The sequence below is a fragment of the endosymbiont of Lamellibrachia barhami genome, from assembly GCF_011947365.2.
GTDB lineage: Bacteria > Pseudomonadota > Gammaproteobacteria > Chromatiales > Chromatiaceae > QGON01.
Window position 1 is genome coordinate 3,205,553 of the sequence record NZ_JAAVSH020000001.1, and the last position, 24,673, is coordinate 3,230,225.

24 protein-coding genes are annotated in these 24,673 nt (G+C 53.7%); 20 read left to right on the top strand and 4 right to left on the bottom strand.

The genetic code is table 11. The features are described 5' to 3' along the window. The first annotated feature begins 120 nt into the window (after positions 1-120). The 17 genes from G9Q73_RS14645 (at position 121) to G9Q73_RS14725 (ending at position 15,409) form a co-directional block, all read left to right on the top strand. Complete coding sequence (locus G9Q73_RS14645; protein ID WP_246345285.1) at positions 121-1,446, top strand: OprO/OprP family phosphate-selective porin; 1,326 nt, start codon at positions 121-123, stop codon at positions 1,444-1,446. A 39-nt stretch (positions 1,447-1,485) separates the two neighbouring features. Next, positions 1,486-2,412 carry a phosphate/phosphite/phosphonate ABC transporter substrate-binding protein gene (locus G9Q73_RS14650; RefSeq protein WP_246345287.1) on the top strand — a complete coding sequence of 309 codons (927 nt, stop codon included), beginning with the start codon at positions 1,486-1,488 and terminating at the stop codon, positions 2,410-2,412. Positions 2,413-2,474: 62 nt separating this feature from the next. Beyond that, positions 2,475-4,871, top strand: a complete 2,397-nt coding sequence (locus G9Q73_RS14655) for a putative bifunctional diguanylate cyclase/phosphodiesterase (RefSeq protein ID WP_246345289.1) — start codon at positions 2,475-2,477, stop codon at positions 4,869-4,871. 207 nt (positions 4,872-5,078) lie between these two features. Next, entirely contained in the window at positions 5,079-5,825 is a 747-nt protein-coding gene (locus G9Q73_RS14660) for a YebC/PmpR family DNA-binding transcriptional regulator (RefSeq protein ID WP_177420434.1), read from the top strand. Then, complete coding sequence (gene ruvC, locus G9Q73_RS14665; RefSeq protein WP_177420435.1) at positions 5,826-6,326, top strand: crossover junction endodeoxyribonuclease RuvC; 501 nt, start codon at positions 5,826-5,828, stop codon at positions 6,324-6,326. Continuing rightward, positions 6,323-6,931: a Holliday junction branch migration protein RuvA gene (ruvA, locus tag G9Q73_RS14670; RefSeq protein WP_177420436.1), complete on the top strand. Its 609-nt coding sequence runs from the start codon at positions 6,323-6,325 to the stop codon at positions 6,929-6,931. Before ruvC ends, ruvA begins: the two co-directional genes overlap by 4 nt. Before the next feature lie 6 nt (positions 6,932-6,937). After that, a complete protein-coding gene (ruvB, locus tag G9Q73_RS14675) occupies positions 6,938-7,984 on the top strand; it encodes a Holliday junction branch migration DNA helicase RuvB (protein WP_177420437.1) in 1,047 nt (348 codons plus the stop codon). A gap of 112 nt (positions 7,985-8,096) precedes the next feature. Then, positions 8,097-8,507, top strand: a complete 411-nt coding sequence (gene ybgC, locus G9Q73_RS14680; protein ID WP_177420438.1) for a tol-pal system-associated acyl-CoA thioesterase — start codon at positions 8,097-8,099, stop codon at positions 8,505-8,507. Continuing rightward, a complete protein-coding gene (tolQ, locus tag G9Q73_RS14685) occupies positions 8,497-9,171 on the top strand; it encodes a protein TolQ (RefSeq protein WP_177420439.1) in 675 nt (224 codons plus the stop codon). The genes ybgC and tolQ overlap by 11 nt, the downstream gene beginning before the upstream one ends. A gap of 81 nt (positions 9,172-9,252) precedes the next feature. Further along, positions 9,253-9,678, top strand: a complete 426-nt coding sequence (gene tolR / locus G9Q73_RS14690) for a protein TolR (protein WP_177420440.1) — start codon at positions 9,253-9,255, stop codon at positions 9,676-9,678. 4 nt (positions 9,679-9,682) lie between these two features. Beyond that, positions 9,683-10,600 carry a cell envelope integrity protein TolA gene (gene tolA / locus G9Q73_RS14695; protein ID WP_177420441.1) on the top strand — a complete coding sequence of 306 codons (918 nt, stop codon included), beginning with the start codon at positions 9,683-9,685 and terminating at the stop codon, positions 10,598-10,600. A gap of 102 nt (positions 10,601-10,702) precedes the next feature. Then, positions 10,703-12,001, top strand: coding sequence for a Tol-Pal system beta propeller repeat protein TolB (tolB, locus tag G9Q73_RS14700; RefSeq protein WP_177420442.1), 1,299 nt, complete (start codon positions 10,703-10,705; stop codon positions 11,999-12,001). A gap of 56 nt (positions 12,002-12,057) precedes the next feature. Further along, on the top strand, positions 12,058-12,615 hold the full coding sequence (gene pal / locus G9Q73_RS14705) for a peptidoglycan-associated lipoprotein Pal (protein WP_177420443.1): 558 nt from the start codon (positions 12,058-12,060) through the stop codon (positions 12,613-12,615). 1 nt (position 12,616) lies between these two features. Continuing rightward, the gene (ybgF, locus tag G9Q73_RS14710) at positions 12,617-13,453 is read left to right on the top strand and encodes a tol-pal system protein YbgF (RefSeq protein WP_177420444.1); all 837 of its coding nucleotides are present in this window, start codon (positions 12,617-12,619) and stop codon (positions 13,451-13,453) included. Beyond that, positions 13,453-14,109, top strand: coding sequence for a 7-carboxy-7-deazaguanine synthase QueE (gene queE, locus G9Q73_RS14715; protein WP_177420445.1), 657 nt, complete (start codon positions 13,453-13,455; stop codon positions 14,107-14,109). Before ybgF ends, queE begins: the two co-directional genes overlap by 1 nt. Continuing rightward, positions 14,103-14,783, top strand: a complete 681-nt coding sequence (gene queC, locus G9Q73_RS14720; protein WP_177420446.1) for a 7-cyano-7-deazaguanine synthase QueC — start codon at positions 14,103-14,105, stop codon at positions 14,781-14,783. Before queE ends, queC begins: the two co-directional genes overlap by 7 nt. 122 nt (positions 14,784-14,905) lie before the next feature. Then, positions 14,906-15,409 (top strand): low molecular weight protein-tyrosine-phosphatase, encoded by a 504-nt coding sequence (locus G9Q73_RS14725; protein WP_177420447.1) that lies wholly within the window; start codon positions 14,906-14,908, stop codon positions 15,407-15,409. Positions 15,410-15,544: 135 nt separating this feature from the next. Here the strand turns inward: G9Q73_RS14725 and rne are convergent, their stop codons facing one another. Next, positions 15,545-18,412 carry a ribonuclease E gene (rne, locus tag G9Q73_RS14730; protein WP_177420448.1) on the bottom strand — a complete coding sequence of 956 codons (2,868 nt, stop codon included), beginning with the start codon at positions 18,410-18,412 and terminating at the stop codon, positions 15,545-15,547. 618 nt (positions 18,413-19,030) lie between these two features. Here rne and rluC point away from each other — a divergent pair. From rluC to G9Q73_RS14745, 3 genes are read left to right on the top strand one after another with little or no spacing between them, the layout of a single operon-like run. Continuing rightward, the gene (rluC, locus tag G9Q73_RS14735; RefSeq protein WP_177420449.1) at positions 19,031-19,993 is read left to right on the top strand and encodes a 23S rRNA pseudouridine(955/2504/2580) synthase RluC; all 963 of its coding nucleotides are present in this window, start codon (positions 19,031-19,033) and stop codon (positions 19,991-19,993) included. Next, the gene (locus G9Q73_RS14740) at positions 19,990-20,649 is read left to right on the top strand and encodes an HAD-IA family hydrolase (protein WP_177420450.1); all 660 of its coding nucleotides are present in this window, start codon (positions 19,990-19,992) and stop codon (positions 20,647-20,649) included. Before rluC ends, G9Q73_RS14740 begins: the two co-directional genes overlap by 4 nt. A gap of 40 nt (positions 20,650-20,689) precedes the next feature. After that, entirely contained in the window at positions 20,690-21,676 is a 987-nt protein-coding gene (locus G9Q73_RS14745; RefSeq protein WP_177420451.1) for a S49 family peptidase, read from the top strand. A 125-nt stretch (positions 21,677-21,801) separates the two neighbouring features. On the opposite strand, the gene hypE is transcribed toward G9Q73_RS14745, so the two are convergent. The 3 genes from hypE to G9Q73_RS14760 all read right to left on the bottom strand — a co-directional run bounded on the left by hypE (position 21,802) and on the right by G9Q73_RS14760 (position 24,611). Beyond that, positions 21,802-22,809 carry a hydrogenase expression/formation protein HypE gene (hypE, locus tag G9Q73_RS14750; protein WP_177420452.1) on the bottom strand — a complete coding sequence of 336 codons (1,008 nt, stop codon included), beginning with the start codon at positions 22,807-22,809 and terminating at the stop codon, positions 21,802-21,804. 110 nt (positions 22,810-22,919) lie between these two features. Continuing rightward, entirely contained in the window at positions 22,920-23,228 is a 309-nt protein-coding gene (locus G9Q73_RS14755) for a hypothetical protein (protein ID WP_177420453.1), read from the bottom strand. A gap of 267 nt (positions 23,229-23,495) precedes the next feature. Further along, complete coding sequence (locus tag G9Q73_RS14760; RefSeq protein WP_177420454.1) at positions 23,496-24,611, bottom strand: aminotransferase class V-fold PLP-dependent enzyme; 1,116 nt, start codon at positions 24,609-24,611, stop codon at positions 23,496-23,498. Between the last annotated feature and the right edge of the window lie 62 nt (positions 24,612-24,673).

A 24,673-nucleotide genomic window follows, 5' to 3' on the forward strand; every position in this document is an offset into this window, starting at 1 on the left:
GTTGGTCCAACTAAATCGTCCGTCGATAATTGGAAATTTTGTATGCGTAATAAGCTAGCGTGTGCCCTCGCTTTAGCAGGTGTTTTATCTCCGCTTTTGGCTCAGGCTGGACCACAGCAAATGCTGCTGCTCATCGACATGCTCAAGGAAAACGGGACCTTGACAGAGATCCAGCATCAGCAACTCAAGGCGGCCATGATGACCGAAGATCCCGCACCATCCACAAAACAGCCACTTGCACAACAAACTCTCCCGCTGCCCGTCTCTGAGCCAGCGGATGTCATGGTCTCTACTCAGGGTGGCAGCGTAAAGGCGGAGTCCTACGACGGCAGATCAAGCTTTCAGTTCACTGCGCAGATAGCGGCGGATGCCGCCTGGTATGACAGTGATATCACAGATATGGGAAACGCCGCAGAGATTCGGTATGCCCGCATCGGTGCGGAAGGTACACTTTTCGGTCCCTGGGAATACGAACTGGAGATCGACTTTGCCGGTGAGGATGTCGGTCTGAAAGATGCCTGGCTTGGATACCGCACGCTGGGTGACAGCCGTTTCAAGGTTGGCCTGTTCAAAACGCCATTTAGCCTGGAGGAGATGACCCCTTCGGCCCACCAGACATTCATGGAACGCTCATTGATCAACGCCATGACGCCGGGACGAAATGTCGGCGTAGGTTTCGAAACCTATGGTGGTCAGTGGAGTCTGGCTGGCAGCATCTTTGGTGAGGGCGCGGATGATGGTGACGATCGGCTCGACGACGAAGGATGGGGCGGCAGTCTGCGCGGCACTTGGGCACCTGTTGCAACAGACACCAGGGTCTTACATCTTGGCCTCTCCAGCACTGCCCGCACCTATGGCGGGGATTCGGATGACGAGGCGGTCTTCCGTATCCGAACTGACCCTGAATCTCATTTGGTCGATTCAAAGAACTACCTGCTGGATACCAATCAATACGAAACCAAGACATCGAAATACAAGATCCAGCATATGGAGCATACCACCAGCATCGGAGTGGAAGCTGCAATGGTGCAGGGTCCTGTTTCGTTACAAGGCGAGTTTGTTCGGACCTACGTCAATTCAGAGGACTACATGGAAAGTCTGGATTTCCATGGTTTCTATGTTGCCGGCAGTTGGTTCCTTACCGGCGAGTCGCGTAACTACGATCACACGCGGGGACGTTTCGGTCGCATTACCCCCTATAGCAACTTTGGCTGGGGAGAAGGCACCGGCGCCTGGGAGATAGCGCTGCGGTATAGTCATCTCGACCTGGACGATCAGGATATCGAAGGCGGCAGAGAGTGGAATGCCACAGTGGGGGTCAATTGGTACGTCAATCCAAATATCCGCTTCATGGCCAACTACATCGTTGTCAATTCCGAGCCGGATGCGGCAGGAGAAGAGGATGATCCGCGCATCATTCAGGTTCGTGGCCAATATAATTTCTGATGCGCATATACCGGATTTGAGGTAAAAGTGGCATCAATATTGAGACTCATCAAATGCATCCTGTCAGTGTCGATCATGCTCCATGTCTCCGGCCATGCGGCCGCTTCAGGTGCAGCAGACCTCCGTGCCCGGACACTGGTGATCGGCAAGGTCAGTGACAGCCCCCGAAAACATTTCACCCGCCTCAAGCCGATGGTCGAATATGTGGGGAAAAAGATGGCGGACCTCGGCATCACCCGCACCCGGGTTTTAATGGCGAAGAATAATGCGCAGATGATTCGCTATCTCAGGGAAGGGAAGGTCGACTGGGTGACCGAGACTGTTTTTTCATCACTGGTCTTTCGTGATCAGGCGGGAGCGGAGATCATTCTGCGGAAGTGGAAAAAAGGCGTGCCTGGTTATCATACGGTTTTTTTTACACGAAAAGAGAGTGATATTCACACCTTGAAGGATCTTCAGGGAAGACGTATTGCTTTAGAGGATCCAGGTTCGACTACAGCCTTTTTTGTGCCTATGACTATTCTCTTCGGAGAGGGGTTGCAACCGGAAAAACTCAAAACCATCCGTAGCACACCATCGCCGGATAAGGTGGGTTATGGCTTTGCAGGTGGAGAGATAAACATTGCAACCTGGGTCTATCAAGGGCTTGCAGATGCCGGTGCATATAATGATCTTGACTGGAACACGCCTGATCATACCCCACCTTCATTCAAAAAAGATCTGCGCATTTTCCATCGAGCTGAAAAAATGCCCAGGGGATTTGAATTGGTTCGTTCCGACCTGGATCCGAAGATCAAAATACGTCTCAAGAAAATTCTGCTTGAGATTGGTAAGGATCCTGATGCGGGTGATGTGCTTTTTTCCTATCAACGTACAGCGCGGTTCGACGAGATCGATGACGAAACCAACGCCGTATTGGAGGTCGTCAGACAGCAGATGGTTAGATTGGCAGGTAAACTGCATTGATAGGAACACGTCTTCAGTCCAAATACTCGATGATTATGTTCATACTGATCATAGGGGTTGTTTTGGCTGTATCAACGGTGCTTTTCCTGCAGTTCGACGAGGCCTTCGAAGACTATCAGAGCGCAAGTGCCTCGGCCTTGCAGGAGGTCCATTTTAAACAGTTGGAACACCAGGGACAGATCCTGGCAGAGATCCTTGCACAAAGTCTGGTCAATCCGCTCTATGAACTGGACATGGAAAGTATTGGAATGCTGTTGCGCACCGCCGTCTCTCAGCACGATATTGTCTATGCCATGGTCTACGATGCCCAAGGCAGAATCATCCATGACGGGAAAGAGACACTTCCCGGATTTGGAAAAACAACCGGGCATCAAATCGTCGAAAAGTCGCTGCAGGAAAAATCGGTAAAGAGCAAGATTGAAGACAATCATCTGGATCTGGCGACACCAATATTCATCGGCGAGGGTGTTGTGCTCGGCGGCATTCTAATCGGTTTTTCGCTGGAGGAGATGCAGAAAACTCTGGCGCACTCAAATAAGAGATTGGAATCGATCAGCAGTCACCATAGTCAACGCAACATCTACGCGGTCTTGTTGTTAGGCATCGCTTTAAGTGGAATAGGTATTCTGGCTGCCACCCTTGTCGCGAACCATCTCACCTCACCTATCGGAAAACTTGCCAGGCTTGCCGAACGTATCGGCGCCCATGACTACCGGGCATCGAGTCAGATCCATCGTCCTGATGAAATCGGCGACTTGGCCCATGCATTGGAAAAGATGGGACGGCAACTCGAAAAAACAACCATTTCAAAAGAGTATCTGGACGAGATCCTCTTCAGCATGAAGGATGCCCTGTTGGTAACGGATCGGCAGGGAATAATCAAAAGGGTAAACCGCGCTTTTTCCAATCTGACAGGCTACAACGAAGATGAGTTGCTGGAGAGTCCCCTCAGTCTGGTGCTACCGGCAAAGTCCGATCAATTTGAGTGGTATGAACTCATCCTGGAACAGGAGGATGTCAATGCCGAGGATGCAACCTTTATCCGGCGCGACGGCAGTAGTGTTCCAGTGCTTTTGTCCGCTGCCCAGCTATCCCATTCCCAGCACCATCAAGGCATGGTCTTTGTTGCGCAGGATATGACAGAACGTCATGCTGCGGCACAACAGATTCACAATCTTGCCTATTTCGATCTGGTTACCGGACTGCCGAACCGGGCGCTTTTTATTGACCGCCTGAATCAGATGTTGCAGCTGGCTGCACGGGAAAAAAGCCGTCTGGCACTGATGTTTCTTGATCTGGATCGATTCAAAAATATCAATGATACCTTAGGGCATCAGGTGGGAGATCGTCTGCTGAAGGCAGTGGCGGAGCGATTTCAGAATGCCAAACGCGCAGCGGATACGGTGGCGCGTTTTGGTGGCGATGAGTTCACGTTCGTTATCCCGGATATTCACAAGACAGACGATATCATCACCCTGGCGGAAAAGATCCTGGCCCTGTTTCAGCGTCCTTTCCAGATTGATGACTATGAACTCTTTGCCGGTACAAGCATCGGTATCAGCATTTTTCCGGATGATGCGGAGAATGCCGAATCGCTGATTCGGCATGCCGATATAGCCATGTACCGCTCGAAGGAAAAACAGTCCAACGGGTTTGAATTCTACACTGCGGACATGAATATTCGCGCCACCGAGTTTCTGCGGCTCGAACACGGCCTGAGACGCGCATTGGATAACGCTGAATTTGAACTTTACTATCAACCACAGATCAATCTCACAAGCGGGAGGGTAGAAGCCGTTGAGGCTCTGCTGCGCTGGAGACAACTGGATGGGTCGATGCAGTTACCGGACAGCTTCCTTCCTGTTATGGAGGAGACGGGGCTGGTGATTCCCGTCGGCGAGTGGGTGCTGAAAGAGGCCTGCCAACAAATGCTCCTGTGGCAGAAAACCGGGTTGGCGCCCGATCATATTGCTGTCAACCTTTCTGGCAGACAACTCTCCACTCCAGGGTTGGTCAGATTGATAGACGAGACCCTGAAACAATCGGGACTCTCCCCTGAATGTCTAATGCTGGAGATTACGGAAAGCAGCCTCATGCAGGATACTGACCGGGCCATTGATCAACTGACTCAACTATCGGCGATGGGGATAAAACTTGCTATCGATGACTTCGGAACCGGCTATTCATCGCTGGAACACCTGCAGCGCTTCCCAATCCATGTTCTGAAAATAGACCGCAGCTTCGTGCAGAATATGGAGATCAACAAAGACCGGGCCGCCATCGTCACGGCCATCATCAGCCTGGCGAGGATCATGGAGCTGGATGTGGTCGCAGAAGGGGTGGAGACAGAGCATCAGAAAATGCTACTTGACGAGCTTGGCTGCGATCTGGTTCAGGGTTTCCTGTTTGGCGATGCTGTAGCCGGGTCAGAGATCAAATTCAGCAATACCGCATGCTGAATTACCAGGGAAAATCACGGACTATTTTGTTTCGTCCTGAGTACCGTATAGGCTCAGCGCCTCGCCGCGTGAGTGTGGCTTTTACCACGATAGGGCCGGTTCTTTCGAGTTCGCCAGGATTATTGGCAAATCACTGCTTCAATGGTTTCTGCCCGGCAGGGGGAGTGGTAGAATCCGAGCGGTTTTATACTTCTCAGGGGAGTCACCATGGCTGGACACAGTAAATGGGCCAATATCAAGCACAAGAAGGCCGCCAACGATAAAAAGCGCGGCAAGATCTGGACCAAGCTGATTCGTGAAATCACTGTAGCGGCTCGCATGGGCGGTGGTGATATCGACGCCAATCCCCGGTTGCGCCTGGCGCTGGACAAGGGACTCAACGCCAATATGCCGAAGGATACCATCGAGCGTGCGGTAAAACGTGGCGCTGGTGGTGCAGAGGGTGAGAATTACGATGAGATTCGCTATGAGGGCTACGGTCCCGGTGGCACTGCGGTGATCGTGGATTGCATGACCGACAACCGCAATCGTACTGCGGCCGAGGTGCGTCACGCTTTCAGCAAGCTGGGCGGAAATCTCGGTACCGATGGTTCCGTGGCCTACATGTTCAACAAACAGGGCGTGATCAGCTATGCCGAAGGCGTGGACGAGGATGCGGTGATGGAGGCAGCCCTGGAAGCCGGTGCAGAGGATGTTATCGGAAATGACGATGGTTCCGTCGACGTTGTAACCACTCCGGAGGAGTTCACTGCAGTCAAAGACACCATGATCGCAGCGGGATTTGAGCCGGACAACGCTGAAGTTACCTTCAGCGCCTCCACCGGCGCAGCCCTTGATGAGAAGGACGCCGACACACTGCTGCGCATGATCGATATGCTCGAAGACCTGGACGACGTGCAGAACGTCTACACCAATGCCGAGATCTCCGACGAAATTCTGGAAACCTTGGGCTGAATGATTCGTATCCTCGGCATCGACCCCGGCTCAAGGGTGACCGGTTTTGGCATTATCGACAGTGATGGCATCAATGCCACCCACGTCGCCCACGGCACACTTCGCCTCAAAGGGAAGGAGCTTCCTCCCCGGCTGGGTCAAATCTTTGCTGAGATCAGTGAGGTAATTGAATCCTATCGCCCTGAGGTGATGGCTGTAGAGCAGGTTTTCGTATCGAAAAACCCCTCATCCGCCCTGAAACTGGGCCACGCAAGAGGCGCTGCAATCTGTGCCGGCGTAAGCCGGGGGCTGGCAGTGGCCGAATACGCCCCACGCAGTATCAAGAAGGCGGTGGTGGGAACCGGCTCTGCTGAGAAGGAGCAGGTTCAGCACATGGTAAAACTAATCCTCAAGCTGGCCGAAAGCCCGCAGGAAGATGCTGCGGATGCGCTGGCCGTGGCGCTGAGCCACGCCAATACGAACACCATGCTGGGCCGTCTGGCCGCAGGACGGACAAGATGATCGGTCGTCTGCGCGGAGAGATCGCCGAAAAGCAGGCCCCTCACCTGTTGCTGGATGTGAATGGGGTCGGATACGAACTTGAAGCACCAATGTCCACATTCTTCAATCTGCCGGATGTTGGCGCCACCATTACACTCCACACCCATCTTGCGATTCGTGACGATGCCCATGTGCTTTATGCCTTCGCCAGTGAAGGGGAACGCGCCCTGTTCCGCAGCCTGCTCAAGGTCAATGGGGTAGGGGCGAAGATGGCACTTGGCATCCTCTCCGGCATGACGGCCGATGAGTTCTGCAGCAGTGTGCAGAACAAAGATATCGCTGCGCTGGTACGGCTGCCCGGTATCGGCAAGAAGACTGCAGAGCGGCTGATTGTCGAGATGCGCGACCGTCTGACAAAATTGGGCATTTCACCCTCTGCAGTCGGCGCTGCAGGAACAGTTGCCGGTCGTCCCCAGACACCTGTCTCCGATGCGGTGGCAGCACTGGTGGCGCTGGGTTACAAACCACTGGATGCCGGGCGCATGGTCAAGGCTGTGGAAGGTGAGGGACTCGAAAGCGAGGCGCTGATCCGCCTTGCATTGCAGTGTGCGGCAAAGAAAGGGTAGATAACAGTGGATGGGGAAAACAGACTGATCGACGGCGAGGTAATCGGTGATGATGTCGCCATCGATCGCGCAATTCGACCGAAACGACTGAAGGACTATGTCGGGCAGCCCGCTGTGCTGGAGCAGATGGAGATATTCATTCCAGCCGCCAAGGGACGCAACGAGGCGCTCGACCACGTCTTGATCTTCGGCCCCCCAGGACTGGGCAAGACCACATTGGCCCATATCATCGCCAACGAGATGGAAGTCAACCTGCGCCAGACCTCGGGGCCGGTACTGGAAAAGCCAGGTGACCTGGCGGCACTGCTGACCAATCTGGAACCCCACGACGTACTCTTCGTGGATGAGATCCATCGCTTGAGTCCGGTGGTGGAGGAGGTGCTCTATCCCGCGCTGGAGGATTTTCAACTCGACATCATGATCGGCGAAGGACCGGCGGCGCGCTCCATCAAGCTTGATCTGCCACCCTTCACCCTGGTTGGCGCCACAACCCGCGCCGGGCTGCTGACTTCGCCCCTGCGGGACCGGTTCGGCATCGTCCAGCGCCTGGAGTTCTATAGCGCTGCTGATCTGGCCCACATAGTGGGCCGTTCTGCTGGTATCCTGAATATCGGTATCGATGATGCCGGTGCGGTGGAGATTGCCCGCCGTTCCCGGGGTACACCGCGTGTTGCCAACCGTCTGCTGCGCCGGGTGCGGGACTATGCACAGGTAAAGGGAGACGGGTATATCTCGGCCGATCTGGCGGACCGGGCACTGGGCATGCTTAAGGTGGACAGTAATGGTTTCGACAACATGGATCGTCACCTTCTGCTGGCAGTGATCGAAAAGTTCGATGGCGGCCCCGTCGGAGTGGATAATCTGGCGGCTGCCATTGGCGAGGAGCGGGGTACCATCGAAGATGTGCTGGAACCTTATCTTATCCAACAGGGGTTTATGATGCGCACCCCCAGAGGACGGGTTGCCACCCAGGCTGCCTATCTCCATTTTGGTCTATCGCCAAAAGAGGGGAAGGTGATGCCTGGTCGTGAGGACCTGTTTGGCAAATCGTGAGCCGACCTGATGATTGCGGGGAACTAGATGAACCCGTCGTACTCAATATAGACGAACAAATGGCAGGGGCCGCTTGCGGCTGCTCCTGTAAACAGAAGGAACAGATAGCAGCGTGAACGAGTTTCTCTGGCCTGTCAGGGTCTACTATGAAGACACCGACTCCGGGGGCGTGGTCTATTACGCCAACTACCTGAAGTTTATGGAACGAACACGCACCGAGTGGCTGCGCAGTCTGGGTTTTGAACAGGATCGGATGTTGCAGCAGGATGGTGTCATCTTCGCAGTCGTCCAGGTGGAAGTCAGCTATCTTCGGCCTGCCCGGTTCAATGATGCGTTGGAGGTCAGTGCGCGGATTACGCGCAGGGGCCGGGCCAGTCTGACTTTTTATCAGGAAGTCAGACGCCTGTCTGATAATACAAAACTGGTCAGTGGCCGGATAAAGGTGGCCTGCGTGGATGCTGTAAGGATGCGCCCCGCTCCGCTTCCGGAGAACTTATTCAAGGAGATAGCGGGTGTCGGGTGATCTCTCTTACGCACAGCTGATATTACATGCCAGTCCGGTTGTTCAGTTCGTTATCGCAGTACTGATCTTCGCCTCCATCAGCTCCTGGACCATGATCTTTGACCGGGCCAGGGTGTTGCGCCGCGCCAAGCGGGCAGCGGAGAATTTCGAGGAACGATTCTGGTCGGGTGGCGATCTGGGTGAACTCTACCGCCAGGTAGAGAGGAGTGGCACGGATCTATCAGGGATGGAGGCTATTTTCCGCGCCGGTTTCCGCGAATTTGCCCGCTTGCGGACAAAAGAGCAGATCGAGCCGATGGCGGTGGTTCAAGGGGCGCAGCGCTCCATGCGCGTGGCCCTGAGTCGCGAGCTGGACGATTTGGAACTCCATCTGTCAATGCTTGCCACCGTAGGTTCGACCAGCCCCTATGTCGGACTCTTCGGGACCGTGTGGGGCATCATGAACTCCTTCCATGCCCTGGGAAATGTGAAGCAAGCGACGCTCGCTCTGGTCGCACCCGGCATTGCCGAGGCGTTGATCGCCACTGCATTCGGGCTCTTTGCCGCAATCCCGGCTGTGGTCGCCTATAACAAATACTCCAATGAAGTGGAGCGGCTCAACAACCGCTATGACGATTTTCTTGAAGAGTTCTCCACCATCCTGCAACGGCAGGCACATGGTTAGAAGAGAGGGCCGGGGGGTAAGGGCCGAGGGCCAAGGTTTGGTTGTGGTTTTTTTCTCGGCCCTGTCTCCGCAGGTGGCAAAATGAGTCGTCAACGGCAGCGTCGCCGTCCCATGTCTGAGATCAACGTTGTACCCTATATCGACGTGATGTTGGTGTTGTTGGTGATCTTCATGGTGACCGCCCCCCTGCTGACACAGGGCGTAAAGGTGGAGTTGCCCCAGGGGGATGCGGAGCCACTCTCTGTCCAGTCAGATGACCCGGTGGTGGTCACGATCAACCGCGCCGGTGAGTTCTTCATCGATATCGGTGCCGACAAGGGAAAACCGGTAGATGCCGAGACACTGGTGGCGCGGGTTCGGGCGATACTCAAATATAAGCCGAAAACACCCATCATGGTGCGTGGTGATGCAGGTGTTGAATATGGGCGTGTCATGGAAGTGATGGTGCTGGTGCAGGCCGGCGGTGCCCCAAGTGTCGGCCTGATAACCGAGCCGCCGGAGCGCTGAATCGATGTTCAGTGTAGTACGGCGCAATCCCATTTCGATCATTCTGGCGGTGATACTGCATCTTCTGATCGGCTTTTTTCTGCTGTTTGGCATGGAGTGGTCACCTGTGCCTGAGTTGCCCAAGGCACAGGCGCCGATCATTCAGGCGCGGGTGGTGGATGCCGCCAAAGTCGAGGCTGAACTGAAGAAGATCAAACAGGCGGAAGAGAAGAAAAAATCAGCCAAGTCGGCGGCCCTGCGCAAAGAGGAGAAGCGCCTGGCAGAGATCAAGCGCAAACAGGCAGCGGAGAAGAAACGGCTTCTGACGCTGGAGAAAAAACGAAAGACCAGAGAGAAAGAAGAAGCTAAACGTAAAGCGACTGCAAAAAAGAGACAGGAAGCTGAAAAACGGAAACAGGCGAAACTGAAAAAAGAGCAGGCGGCGCTGGCGGAAAAACGCAAGACAGAGGCAAAGCGTAAAGCGGCAGAGAAGAGAAAACGCGAACAGGCCGAAGCGAAACGTAAAGCGGCTGAGAAGAAGAAACAGGCGAAGCTAGAAGCCAAACGCAAGGCCGAGGCAACGCGTAAAGCCGCGATTGCGGCCCAGCAGGCTCGTGAGCGGGCGCTGCAGGCCCAGCTTGCTGCTGAACAAAACTCCCGGGAAATCAGTCGTTTTAAGATCGCCATTCGCCAGCAGATAGAACGCAACTGGCTGCGACCGCCGAATAGTGCTGAAGGGCTCTCCTGTGTCGTGCGTGTTCGACTGATTCCCGGTGGCGATGTGATGCCCGGCAGTGTCAGAATCATCGAGAGCAGCGGTAACGCCGCTTTTGATCGCTCAGTGGAGACCGCTGTCTATAAGGCTGCACCACTACCGGTACCCAGTGGTGGTCTGTTTGATTCGCTTCGTGATCTGAGGCTGAAGTTCAGGCACTCGAAGTAGATCAGCCTGTTATGAGATGGAAATTCTTTGCGGTAGTCCGGAGAGTTGGCATACTCTGCACACCCAACCACTGTTCATTTAGATTTTATCGTTGATGATTATATGAAATATCTGTTGTTGATTATTTTTCTGGCCCTCTCCTGGCAACCGGCTGCAAATGCCGAATTGACCATTGAGATAACCGAGGGGGTGGAGGGTGCGCTTCCCATTGCTGTGGTGCCTTTTCACTGGCAAGGAAAAACGCAAACCACACCCCGGGAGGACGTTTCGGCGATCATCCAGGCGGATCTGTACCGCAGTGGCCGCTTCAAGACGCTCCCTCGGAACGACATGCTCGCCAAGCCTGCGAGTGGCGACGAGGTAGAGTTCAAGGATTGGCGGGTACTGGGCGTGGAGAACCTGGTCGTTGGACAGATTCAGCCCAACGGCAGTAAAGGCTTCATTATCCGTTTTCAGCTCTTCGATGTCTTTCGGGGCGAACAGCTGACTGGCTACAGCATCCCGACCACGGCGGGAAACCTGCGCACCACCGCCCACCATATTGCTGATCTTATCTACGAACAGCTGATCGGTGTTCCGGGTGCGTTCGCCACTCGGGTAGCTTACATTACCTCCAAGACAGAAGGGGGGAAAACCCAGATAGACCTGCGGATTGCCGACGCGGATGGTTACAGTCCCGAGACCATCGTCAGCTCTGATGTGCCGCTGATGTCACCTGCCTGGTCACCCGATGGCCGCAAAATCGCTTATGCCTCCTCCGAAAAAGGGAGTTGGGGAATCTATATTCAGGAGGTCTATACGGGACGTCGTCAAAAGGTTACCGCCTTCAAGGGCATCAACAGCGCTCCTGCCTGGTCACCTGATGGACGTAAACTGGCCATGACGCTCTCGAAGGACGGTAACCCGGACATCTTCGTGTTTGATATGACGACCCGCAAACTGCGTCCGATCACCCGTCACTATGCCATTGATACCGAACCTTCCTGGTCACCGGATGGTCGTCATCTGGTATTTACTTCAGACCGCGGTGGCAAACCGCAGATCTACCGGGTTCCCTCCTATGGCGGCAAGGCGGAACGGGTCACATTTCAGAATGCCTATAATGCCAGAGCCTCCTACTCTCCTGACGGTAAATTGCTGACGCTGGTAACCCGTGAGGATGGACGCTATCGTATCGCGGTGCTTGATTTGGCATCTGGCGTCATGCAGGTGCTGAGTCGGGGCGATCTTGATGAATCTCCCAGTTTCGCACCGAATGGCAGCATGATAATTTACGCCACCAAAGCGGGGCGGCGGAGTGTGCTTGCTGCGGTCTCTGTCGACGGACGTGTGCGGCAGAAACTTGCGCTGCATGAGGGTGATGTGCGAGAGCCGGTCTGGTCCCCCCTGCAAAAAAAATGACTTATTTGCCTGGCTTTTGATTATTATTTCCAAGCCGGAAATCGAGGAGAAACAAAATGTTTACAATCTTGACCCGCTGGGTGCCCATAACCCTCTGCCTGTTAATCTTTGCAGGTTGCTCCTCCTCCCCTACAAAAGAGGGCGAGCAGGAGGGAGCCGAAGTCACCGAACAGTCTACCGGCGCATCCGGTACCTATGAAGGAATGGAGGGAGCTGGAGCCACCACCAGTGCCGCCAGCGAGGCAGGTTCCTGGAGCGGTGATCCACTGGACGATCCCTATAGTCTCCTGGCGACCCGTATCCTCTACTTCGATTTTGACCAGAGCAGCATCGGCATGGATAACCGGGAGATAATTCGTGCCCACGCCGAGTATCTTGCAAGCAATCCTCATGTCAGTGTCAGGCTGGAAGGCCATGCAGATGAACGCGGTACCCGCGAATACAATCTGGGTCTGGGGGAACTCCGCGCCAATGCGGTGCGCAGTCTGCTGATGGCCGAGGGTGTTGCCGACAACCAGATCATCGTCATCAGCTATGGCGAAGAGCGTCCGGCATCCATGATGAACAATGAAGAATCCTGGGCGCTGAACCGACGCGTGGAACTGGTCTACTGAGATGAAGAAGCTTTCTTTGGCACTGGCTATGGCAGTGGCGCTGATGAGCGCACACGCTGTTTCAGCTGAAAAAAAACCTGTAACGGCGGGGACCCCCAATCTGGAACAGCGCCTTGGGCGGCTGGAACGGATCCTGCGGAACCAGAGTCTGGCAGATATCATCCTCCAGCTGCAGCAGTTACAGCAGGAGGTACAACAATTGCGTGGCGAGGTGGAGTTGCAAAAGCATTCGATGGATGCCATGAGTCGCCGCCAGCGCGATCTCTATCTCGATATTGACCAGCGACTCTCCCGCATGAGTCGTCCGACCGCTGTTTCCAGTGGTCCGGCGCCGGTTGTCGATCTGACGGGCAGTGGTGCCGCAGCCGCCAAACAGAGTGTGCCGACTGCTGAAAACACAAGTGGTGTAAAGCCGACTGCGGCAGTGACACCGACAGTTTCAATCGACGCTAAAAAAGAGTCAGCAGCCTATCAGAAGGCGTTTAACCTGCTGAAGCAAGGGCGTTATAAGGAGTCGATTGTCGCCTTTCGTTCGTTTCTCAAGAAGTTTCCCGGTGGCAGCTATGAGGACAATGCCCAGTACTGGTTGGGCGAGGCAAGTTACGTCAGTCGTGATTTCGACACTGCCTTGAGTGAATTCACAAAGGTGATTAAACACTATCCCGACAGCGCCAAAGTCCCGGGAGCCATGCTCAAGAGTGGTTATATACACTATGAGAAGCGTGCCTGGACAACGGCCCGGGATCTGTTCGAACGGTTGAAGAAGCAGTATTCCGGTACAACCGAGGCACGCCTTGCAACAAACCGTCTGGATCGAATGTTCAAAGAGGGCCATTGATGGTCACAGCAGCACCGTCACGGCTGCGCATTACCGAGATCTTCCACTCCCTGCAGGGCGAAAGTCGCAGCAGTGGCTTTCCCACCGTCTTTGTCCGGCTTACCGGTTGTCCGCTTCGCTGCAGCTATTGCGATACGGAGTATGCCTTCACGGGTGGAGAGTGGCGGGATCTTCCCGCGATTCTTTCTGAAGTCGAAGCCTACCAACCCCACTATGTCTGTGTGACCGGCGGAGAGCCGTTGTCACAAAAAGGGACTTTAGCGCTACTGACTGCGCTCTGTGATGCCGGATATCGGGTCTCACTCGAGACCAGTGGCGCGCTCGATATCTCTCAGGTGGACAGACGCGTCTCCAGGATAGTGGATCTCAAGACACCGGGTTCCGCTGAATCGGCGAAAAACAACTATGCAAATATTGATCTTCTGACAGCCAATGATCAGGTGAAATTCGTCATCTGTGATGAAGCGGATTATCTATGGAGTTGCGAGCAACTCGTAAAGTATGCGCTGACTGAACGCTGCGAAGTGCTCTTCTCGCCGGTACATGGCAGGCAGGATGCGGCCGCACTGGCTGAGTGGATTCTACGTGACAGATTGACGGTACGCTTCCAGCTGCAACTGCATAAAATTCTATGGGGCGAACAGCCAGGATGCTAAAGACAAAGAAGGCTGTTATTTTACTTTCAGGCGGACTCGATTCCGCCACTGTTCTTGCCATCGCTCAGCAGCAGGGCTATACCTGCCACGCATTGAGTATGGAGTATGGACAGCGGCATATGGCGGAGTTGAGTGCGGCAAGGCGGGTGGTGCAATCGATGGATGCCGCCGAGCACAAAATGGTTCGCATCGGTTTGGAGACGATTGGAGGCTCAGCGCTCACTGACAGTGCCATCCCGGTGCCGGATCATGCGGAGGAGGGTATACCCGTTACCTATGTGCCTGCCCGCAATACAGTGTTTCTCTCCCTGGCACTGGGCTGGGCTGAAGTGTTAGGTACACAGGATATCTTTATCGGCGTCAATGCGGTCGACTACTCCGGCTACCCGGATTGCCGACCGGAATTTATCCACTCATTTGAGCAACTTGCCAATCTTGCCACCAAAGCGGGGGTTGAGGGAAAGCGGTTTAAAGTTCATACACCACTGATCGATATGAGCAAAGCGGAGATTATCTCCACCGGCATCCGTCTTGGCGTGGACTATAGCCTTACGATCTCCTGCTATCAGGCAGATCCTGAGGGCCGGGCCTGTGGTGTTTGCGACTCATGCCGCCTGCGGGCAAAAGGATTCCAGGATGCAGGTATTGACGATCCGACATCTTATCGGTGTTGAATCGTGCCGATGTTTTCATGCGTCGAAACAGCCGATAAAATATTGGCTACATTGAGTCCATCCAGATAGTCCTGGCGCTGAAAAGCATTAATACACGTACCTTTATCGCTATGAGATTTCAAATGTTTGGTAGAAAACCGAAAATCGAAGCGGCAGTCAAAGTGCTTTTTGTCTGCATGGGCAATATCTGCCGCTCCCCAACTGCACAGGGTGTTTTTCGTGCACTGGTGGAAAAGGAGGGGTTGGCTCACCTGATAGCCACGGATTCAGCCGGTACTATCGATTTTCATATTGGTGGCAGCCCGGATCGCAGAGCTCAGCAGATTGCCCTAAATCGGGATGTCGATCTGAGTGATCTGCGGGCACGCCAAGCGGTGCCGGAAGATTTTGAGCAGTTTGACTATATTCTCGCTATGGACCGGTCAAATTATGATGACCTGATGACGCTTTGCCCACCGGGTCTGGAAGAGAAACTCCACCTTTTTCTCGACTTTGCCCCTCATCTGGAAGTCCGTGAAGTGCCTGACCCTTATTACGGTGGTCCTGCTGGGTTTGAAAACGTCTTCGATCTGGTGGAAGCGGCTTCTATCGGGCTGCTGAGCAGGATCAAAGAACAGAATCTGTAGGCCAGTCAACATCCGTGTCAATGAACCATAGGCCTGATCAAGCGTAGCGGATCAGGCAAAACGCACGACATATGCCGGATCCCCGCTACGCTTGATCCAGCCTACAGTCAGGCGGATCAGCGCACGGATTATTATTCAATCATCCGACTTTTCAGCAGGTGTACTCTCTTTCTGAGAAGCCTCGACGGTGGATTTCTTCTCTGCTTGGGCCGATGGTTTAGGCGTCTCTGTCGCAGGTTTAGGTTTAGCCGATGTCGCCTTGACGATAGTTTCAGATGGTTCTGACGCCGGTTTTTTCTCTTCTTTCGCCTCTTCAGACTGTTTTTTCTGTTTGCTGGCAACCGCTTTTTCTATCGTGGCCGAAGGTTTCGGTTTCTCCCCCTGGGATTTGGCAGGGGCCTTAGCTGAAGCTTTCTCCGCCGTGGAAGCCTTCGCTTTTGGTTTTGCAGCAGCCCGCTTCTTTCTGACTGCTTTTGGTTTTGGAGCGGCACTCTCCTTAAGTTCTTTCTCTTCCTTAGGCGCAACCTTCTCTTCTGTCTTTGTGACTTTTTTGGTTGTGATCTGAACCAGCTTTTTAGGCGCTGCTTTGGGTTTCACCGGAGCAGCAGGTTTTGCTTTTGGTTCTGCTTCTGGCTGTGGTGCCTTTTCCTCTGTTTTTGGTGGAGCAGTAACCGGTTTGGTTACTACCATTTCCAGCTTCTTTTCCGGCGCACTCTTAGGCTTCGGAGCCGCTTTTTCGGTTGTAGTCTCGCTAACTGCTGGCTTGGCGGGCTTGGGAGCAGGCGTCTCGACTTTGGCGGGAGAGGCACTCACATCCTCTGCGGTCGGTCTTGTCGGGGCAGGGATCGCATCAATCGAAAAACGTTCAGCTTTTTCTGATTCTTTCTGCTGACCCTGCTGACCCTGCTGACTCTGTTCACGCTCATCGCTTGGACGGCGACGACGTCCACCTCGGCGTCCACGGCGAGAACTGCTACGGCTCCCTTTGGGTTTTGGTGCATCATTGTTAGCTGTTTCAGGTTGCACATTGTCTGCTTCGACGATCTGCTTCTTCGGTGCCTCTTTATCAGCCGTTTTCTCCTCCTGCCGCTTTTTCTGTCCCCCACGCTGAGGCTGATTCTGGCTCTGACCGGTTTCCGTTTCATCAGCACTACGCCTGTTTCCACTGCCACGGTTAGTGCCGCCGGAACGCCTCCGTCCGCCTCGGCTGCGCGAGCCTTGTCCATCACGTCTGCTGCGCTGGTTTTGGCGTGGTTTGGATTCCTCTCTCTTCTGATCTTCAGGTTCTTCCTTTTTCTCGTCAACACGATGAGAGAAGAGGCTGGTGAATATCTTCTTGAGGAAGCCGTTTTCTTCACTCTTCGCTTCTGCTGGGATAGCGCGTTGAGGAGCAGGGGATGCAGGCGCAATCGCTTTCACCGCAGGCTGCTCGCTTCTGGGCTGCTCCGCCCTGGCAAAGACTGGCGCCTCGGGCGTTTCCTTCTCCACCATTTTGTAACTGGCCGCATCATCCTGGTCTTCAGGCAACTCACTGCTCTTCACCCGTTCAATACGGTAGTTCGGTGTCTCCAGGCTGGTGTTTGGCACCAGCACAACACTGATGGTTTGTCGATTTTCGATATCGTGAATCGCTGTGCGTTTCTCATTGAGCAGGAAAGTGGCAACGTCGACCGGCAACTGGGCGATAATGCGTCCAGTGTTCTCCTTCATTGCCTCCTCTTCGATGATGCGCAGGATAGAGAGACCAAGGGACTCGACGCCTCTGACTGTGCCGTGGCCTTTACAACGGGGGCAGACCTGTTCGCTGGCTTCACCGAGAGAGGGACGGAGGCGCTGCCGGGACATCTCCAACAGACCAAACCGTGAGATACGGCCGATCTGGACTCTGGCCCGATCCTCTTTGAGTGCGTCTTTCAGACGATTTTCCACTTCCCGTTGATTGCGGGCGGGAGTCATATCGATAAAATCGATGACGAACAGACCGCCAAGGTCCCGCAATCGCAACTGGCGGGCGACCTCATCTGCTGCTTCCAGGTTGGTGTTACGCGCGGTCTCTTCTATGTCCGCGCCCTTGGTTGCGCGGGCTGAGTTGATGTCGATAGAGGTCAGCGCCTCGGTAGGATCGATTACTATAGCCCCGCCGGATGGCAGTCGCACCTCACGTTGAAAGGCTGATTCGATTTGACTTTCGATCTGATAGCGGCTGAAAAGGGGCACCTCGTCCTGATAGCGGCGCAGCTTCTTGGCATATTGCGGCATGACCTGGTTGATAAAACGCTCGGCCTGGGAGTAGGCATCTTCATCGTCGATGACGATTTCGCTAATATCCACCCGTAGATAGTCGCGGATGCATCGAATAATGACATTGCTTTCCTGGTAGATCAGAAAAGGCGCCGGTTTGCTGCTCGCGGAAGTATCGATGGCCTGCCAGAGCTGATTCAGATAGTCCAGATCCCACTGCAACTCTTCCGCATTCTTGCCGATACCCGCAGTACGAACGATCAGTCCCATATTATCGGGGATGGTCAACGCACTCATCGCCTCCCGCAGATCCGCTCGATCCTGACCTTCGATGCGGCGTGAGACGCCTCCAGCCCTGGGGTTGTTGGGCATCAGCACGAGATAGCGTCCCGCCAGGGAGATAAAGGTCGTCAGCGCAGCGCCTTTGTTGCCGCGCTCTTCTTTCTCGACCTGGACAACAACTTCCTGGCCTTCCTTGATGGCTTCCTGGATATTTACGCGCTTGGGAGACTGTTGCGCGGACTCGGAGAAGTAGCTCCGGGAGATCTCTTTTAGCGGCAGAAAGCCGTGGCGTTCTGCGCCGTACTCAACGAAGGCAGCCTCAAGACTGGGTTCCACCCGGGTAATGCGCCCTTTGTAGATGTTGGCTTTTTTTTGTTCCCGGCCGGGAAGTTCGATATCCAGATTGAAAAGTTTTTGGCCATCAACGATGGCAACACGCAACTCCTCTGATTGAGTTGCATTGATTAGCATGCGTTTCATATTTTCTGTCCATGCAACTGCTCGAGTCTCGTCACAGCAGGCGGAAATCCGCGCATTAAATCACGGTCTGACTGCTTTCTGTTCAGTCAGTCCCGTTTTCTTCTGGCTGTCGAGTTGAGGGCAAAATCGTTTTGCCCACGATCATTTCCCGAAACTGGCTCGGGCAGTTGAAAAGCTGTTAAAGTTCGCCATCTGGCGGTCAGTCGTTCTCTGAACTTCTGTAAGGCACTTGAGCGGAGGATACTTGGCGCTTCGCCAAACCCGTTACGCAGCGCTCTGGATCATAAACTGTATGATCGCATCGCTTATGTGCCGCAGAAGAGTTCAGCAAGACGGGCCGCATGTGGCACCTGTTTGCCCGGTCAGCACAGCCCTGGGCCGCCTGAGAGGCCAATCTCTGTCTGTTGGACGAGGTGTTGGCAATAATTATGGGGCAGGGGCCCTTGCGATATGCTGAATTAACTTCCTGAAGGGAAAATCCCCCACAGGCTATCTAATCTCTTACCGCGCTGACGATGGCTGTGCTGCAAGGCCAAACCACCGTCAAAAAAATCAATTGGCAATATAACAATCTTTCTCTTGCCTAGCAATGACTTAACGATAGAAAAAAGCCGCTAAATGTCAGAATCAAAAAAAAATTCTCCCGCAGTCAGATTTGTCACCGTGGATGCAGACTTCGCGGGCCAGAGAATCGACAATTTTCTTTTGCGGGAACTCAAGGGCGTACCGAAAAGTTTTGTCTATCGCATCCTGCGACGGGGGGAAGTGCGGGTTAACAAGGGACGGGTGAAGGCGGCTTATCGCTTGAAGGCAGGGGATATGGTGCGTATCCCTCCTGTTCGTATGGACGATCCCGCAGAAAAACCCAAGCCGACGAAAAACCTCCTTGCGCGGTTGGAAAGCGCCATTATCTTCGAAAATGACCGCTTTTTTGTCCTGAACAAACCATCTGGCATTGCTGTTCATGGTGGTAGTGGGCTGAATTTTGGCGTCATTGAGGCGCTACGCGAGCTACGATCAGAAGATCATCATCTGGAACTGGTGCATCGCTTGGATCGCGCGACATCAGGCTGCTTGCTGATCAGTAAGAAACGCAGTGCCCTACGGATATTGCATGAACTTATACGGAATAATCGAGTCGATAAACGGTATCTCGTGCTGGTTGCGGGCAGTTGGCGCAAAGGTCGTAAAAATGCAGATGCCCCCCTTCTGAAAAATACCCTTCAAGGTGGAGAGAGGTTGGTCAGGGTCGATCCTGAAGGAAAACCGGCCCAGACCCGCTTTCAACGCCTGAGGCGATTCCGGAATTACACGCTTGTGGAGGCCGAACTGATCACTGGAAGAACACATCAGATTCGCGTTCACAGCGCCTGGTTGGGTTCCCCGGTGCTGGGTGACACTAAATATGGTGATGAAGCGGCCAATCGGGAAATGCGCAAGCTGGGGTTGAAACGGCTGTTTTTGCACGCACATAAATTGAAATTCCGCTGGCCAGGTGAGAAGAGAGATCTTGAAATCAAGGCGCCACTTCCTTCGGAATTGGAAACCCTGCTTGAAAAACTGGATGAAGAAAATAGATGAAGTTTAAGCTGTTAATATTTGATTGGGATGGAACTTTGATGGACTCAGAGGTGCGTATCGTGGACTGCGTACGGGCTGCTGTAGACGACCTTGGATTGGACTGCCCGAGTAACGATGCAATACGGAATATTATCGGTCTGGGTCTGAGAGAGGCCATAGATACCCTGTTTCCCGGCGCGGATGATGAACTGCACCACAATGTCGTTACCCGATACCGTTACCATTTCCTCGGCGGCAACGAAACTCCATCCAGCCTGTTCGACGGGGCGCGAGAAGTCATCGAAACCCTGGCACAGCAGGATTATCTGCTGGCAGTGGCGACGGGTAAGGGCCGGCAGGGGTTGGATCAGGTTCTGGAAACGACGGCGTTAGGAGAGTATTTCCATATAACCCGTTGTGCTGATGAAACTTTTTCCAAGCCCCATCCTGAGATGCTGGAACAGATCCTCGATAGGCTCGGCGTTGAGCCGCACGATGCGTTGATGATTGGTGATACCGAGTATGACCTGGAAATGGCAACCAATGCGGGCACCCATTCACTTGGCGTAACCTATGGCGTTCATAGTCAGGAGCGCCTTCTCCGACACAATCCCCTGGACTGTCTGCATGATGTCTCCGCCATCCCTAAGTGGTTGGAATCGCAGATTAAAAAATAAGTAATTTACTTTAAATACAATCTATTATTAAGGTTTATTCATGTCAGATATAAATAATGGCAAGCCACGTTCTCAATCCATTCCCAGTGATTGGGAAAGGGAACTGGTAGATAAGGTTGTGTTGGGCTCCATTGCAGAAAGCCGTCGCAGCCGGCGATGGGGCATCTTTTTTAAAAGCCTGACCTTTCTATATCTCTTTGTCCTTTTGGCATTGTTGTGGAACGATGACTTGGGCAAAGGTGTTTCAACTGCTACAGAGTACACAGCACTGGTCGAAATCAGCGGCGTTATTGCTCCGGACACCAAAGCAAGTGCTGACAAAGTCGTGACTGGCCTGCGCAACGCCTTCGAGGACGAGAAGACCAAGGGCATCATTCTGCGCATGAATACACCAGGTGGCAGCCCGGTTCAGTCGCGTTATATTTACGAAGAGATTACCCGCCTGAGAAAAGAGCACCCCAAAATCAAAGTCTATGCGGTAATCGTGGATATCTGCGCCTCAGGCGGTTACTACATCGCTGCCGCTGCGGATGAGATCTATGCAGACAAAGGCAGCCTCGTCGGTTCCATCGGTGTATTGATGAACGGATTTGGCTTCGTTGATGTGATGCAGGGGTTAGGCATCGAGCGCCGCTTGATGACCGCAGGTGAAAACAAAGGCATCATGGATCCATTCTCACCTGTGGGTGACTCTGATACGGCGCATATTCAGCGCTTACTGGATCAGTTGCACGTCCAATTCATCAATAGCGTTCGTGAGGGGAGGGGAGTGCGCCTCAAAGTCACTGAATACCCCGAGATATTCAGCGGACTCTTCTGGAGTGGGGAAGAAGCCCTGAAAATGGGATTGGTGGACGGTTTCGGCAGCAGCAGTTATGTTGCCAGAGAGATAATCGGTGCCGAGGAGATCGTCGATTTCACGCTGGAAGAGGATGTATGGGATCGGTTTGCCGAGCGTCTGGGTGCCGGAGCGGCTGAAACACTGGCGCGAATTACCGGTTTTGCCAACAATCTCCAGCTGCGTTAGTTCATCTGAGAAAAACCATTTCTGTAGGTCGGGTTAGATGCGCATTGCGACAAACGTCAATTTTGTCATTGGCTTTGCGCGCATCGTAACCCGACCTGCATCAATGCTTTTCGTGTTCTTTGTGGTTAGCAGATCCGGGGCAGGGGATCGTCTTCCAGCTCTTCGAGGATGCGGGCGCCGCCGAGGGGTGTCTCCATGATCAAATATGGGTCATCCTTGATCACTGTTCCGATGATGGCGGCAGACGCTCCTTCAGGCAGGTTATGCCAGGCCTGCAATGCCGCATCTGCCTGATCTTCCGAAACCACGGCCACAACCCGGCCCTCACAAGCGAGATAGAGCGGATCATAGCCGAGCATTTCGCACACCGAGTTGACAGGGTCCTGAATTGGGATTTCCGACTGTTGAAGGCGGATCTGCAGACCGGTGGCGTGACAGATCTCGTGTCCCACAGTCGCCAGGCCTCCCCGGGTTGGGTCACGCATGAAGTGGAGACCCGGCAGGGGGGTGAGCGCCTGTGTCAGGCGTAATACGCTGGCGGCATCTGAACGAAGATCCCCCCGCAGACCAAATTGCTCGCGAGCCAACATCACGGCGATACCGTGATCCCCAACAGACCCGCTGACAAGCAACCGGTCGCCGGCCCGGATATGGTCAAGCCCAAGTTGCAGTCCTTTCTGTCTGATACCGATACCGGTCGTTGCCAGATAGACACCACCGCCTTCACCCCGCCTCAATACCTTGGTGTCGCCCGCTGCAATCTGTACATCAATTGCGCTTGCGGTCTCTGCGATGCTTCTGACAATACGGTCAAGCGTCTCAACCTCAAAACCCTCTTCGATGAAGGCATTCAGACTGAGGTAGCGGGGAATCGCACCGGCAACTGCCAGATCGTTGGTCGTGCCATGCACCGCCAGTGAGCCGATGTTGCCTCCGGGAAACTCCAGTGGTTGAACGGTGAATCCGTCGGTAGTAAAGAGCAGATCCCCCTGATCATGCAGATCCAGCCGAACGGCATCCGCCTGAATATCGAGGGTGGGATTCTTCAGATGACGGGAGAAGATCTCTTCGATCAGCTCCCGCATAAAACGGCCACCGTTGCCGTGAGCCAGCGTTATGTGTGTATCCTGCATGATTCCACAATAGAATTTGTAAGTTGTCTGCAGGATAGCAGGAGAAGACTATCGGACAAACAAAAAACCCGCCGGCGCAGGCGGGGTTTTCTCGCAGTGAATGAGATGGACTATTCGGTAGCAGCCGGTGCAGCAGGGGCAGGGGCGGCATACGGGTAGCCGCCATAACCATAACCCGGATAGCCGCCATAACCCGGATAACCACCATAACCCGGATAACCGCCATAACCATAACCCGGATAACCGCCATAACCATAGCCGGGATAACCACCCCATGGGCCGCCACCCCAGGGACCACCATAGTAATCGTCGTTATCGAACCAATCGAATGGCCCCCAGAAAGCCTGGGCGGAGGAGGTCGCCAGCAAGGCGCTTCCAGCAATAACGGCGGCAGCAGCAAAACGCAGAGTCTTTTTCATGATGTGTAATCTCCTTTAAAGATAATGACACGGCTGAAAAATCAGCGGCTGATCCTGGTTAGATTCCCTTTTGCCAAGACCGAAGAAGGCACCTACTTAAAGATTCAAAGAACCCTCTATTCAATATTCAATATAGGCAGTGTACAAAAAGGCTTGGTTGATCCATATCATTAAATTAGCGGTTATTAATGGCATCTGCCGTTAATAACACAATCAGCATAGCGATCTATTAGGCACTTAACCCTGACGGGAGCACGCTGCATTAAATTATAGCTGCGACTCGAGGATTGAGAATGCATTCAAAATCTCTTCTGGCCGATTATGGAAATGGGGTGAGAAGCGAATCCCCCCTCCGCGATAAGCACAGACGACACCATGCTGCATAAGGCTCTGATAGAGCCCTTCATTGTCGACACCGGGGACTCTGAATGTAACTATGCCTGCCCGTTTCTCCTTCTCCTCAGGCGTAATGAGCTCAAAACCCAATCGCCTGGCCTCCGCAACAATGGCGTCGGTATTCGCGGTGATAGATTGTTGGATCGATTCAATGCCGGTCTCCAGAATGATCTCAAGACTGGCGTGCAGGGCATGAATGCCCAGCATATTCGGACTTCCGCACTCAAAACGTCTTGCTGATGAGGCTGGTGTCCATCCAACTTGGTCAAAATCGCCAGCATTTTTCACCATGTGCCAGCCAAATTGGTTGAGTTTGAGCTCATCACGCAGGTTTGCCCGGCAGTAAAAAAGGGCAATTCCTTCCGGTCCCAACATCCATTTATGTCCGTCGGCAACAACAAAGTCCGCTCGGAAAGCCTCTACATCAAAGGGGGAAGCCCCAAGGCTTTGGATGGCATCGATACAAAATAGAATGTCGTTGTCTGCGCAAAATCTGCCCACCTGTTCGAGATTTAATTTCAGGCCCGAAGCATACTGCACGGAACTTATCGAGATCAGTCTCGTGTGCTCGTTACACAGGGCAATGAGGTCATTTTCAGGGTATTGAGTCTGATCAAGATCCAACAATCGAAGTTCGACACCAAGCTGTGACAGTGATTCCCAGACGATGCGGTTTGAGGGGAACTCCTGGGCTATACTTACAATGTTTTCGCCTGGTTTCCAGCCAAGACCATAAGCGATGACCGACAGCGCCTCGGATGTATTCTTCAATAGTGCTATATCATTCGCGGTTGGTGCGTTGATCAAGTCTGCCAGTTGCCTGCGCAGACGATTTTCTGTTTTTAGCCAGTCGGGATAGTGTTGGGCGCCTACAGCGCCGTTTTCCCGGGAGAAGCGTTCAACGGCTTTAACCGTTTTCTGTGGCCAAGGTGCTACTGCTGCATGATTGAGATAGATTATTGAAGGATCCAGGGAAAAAAGTGGCACAGTGCTCTCCAGTTGGGTGAGGGTTGTGTATGTGGCTGCTTCAGGCCAGTTTCAGCTTGAAT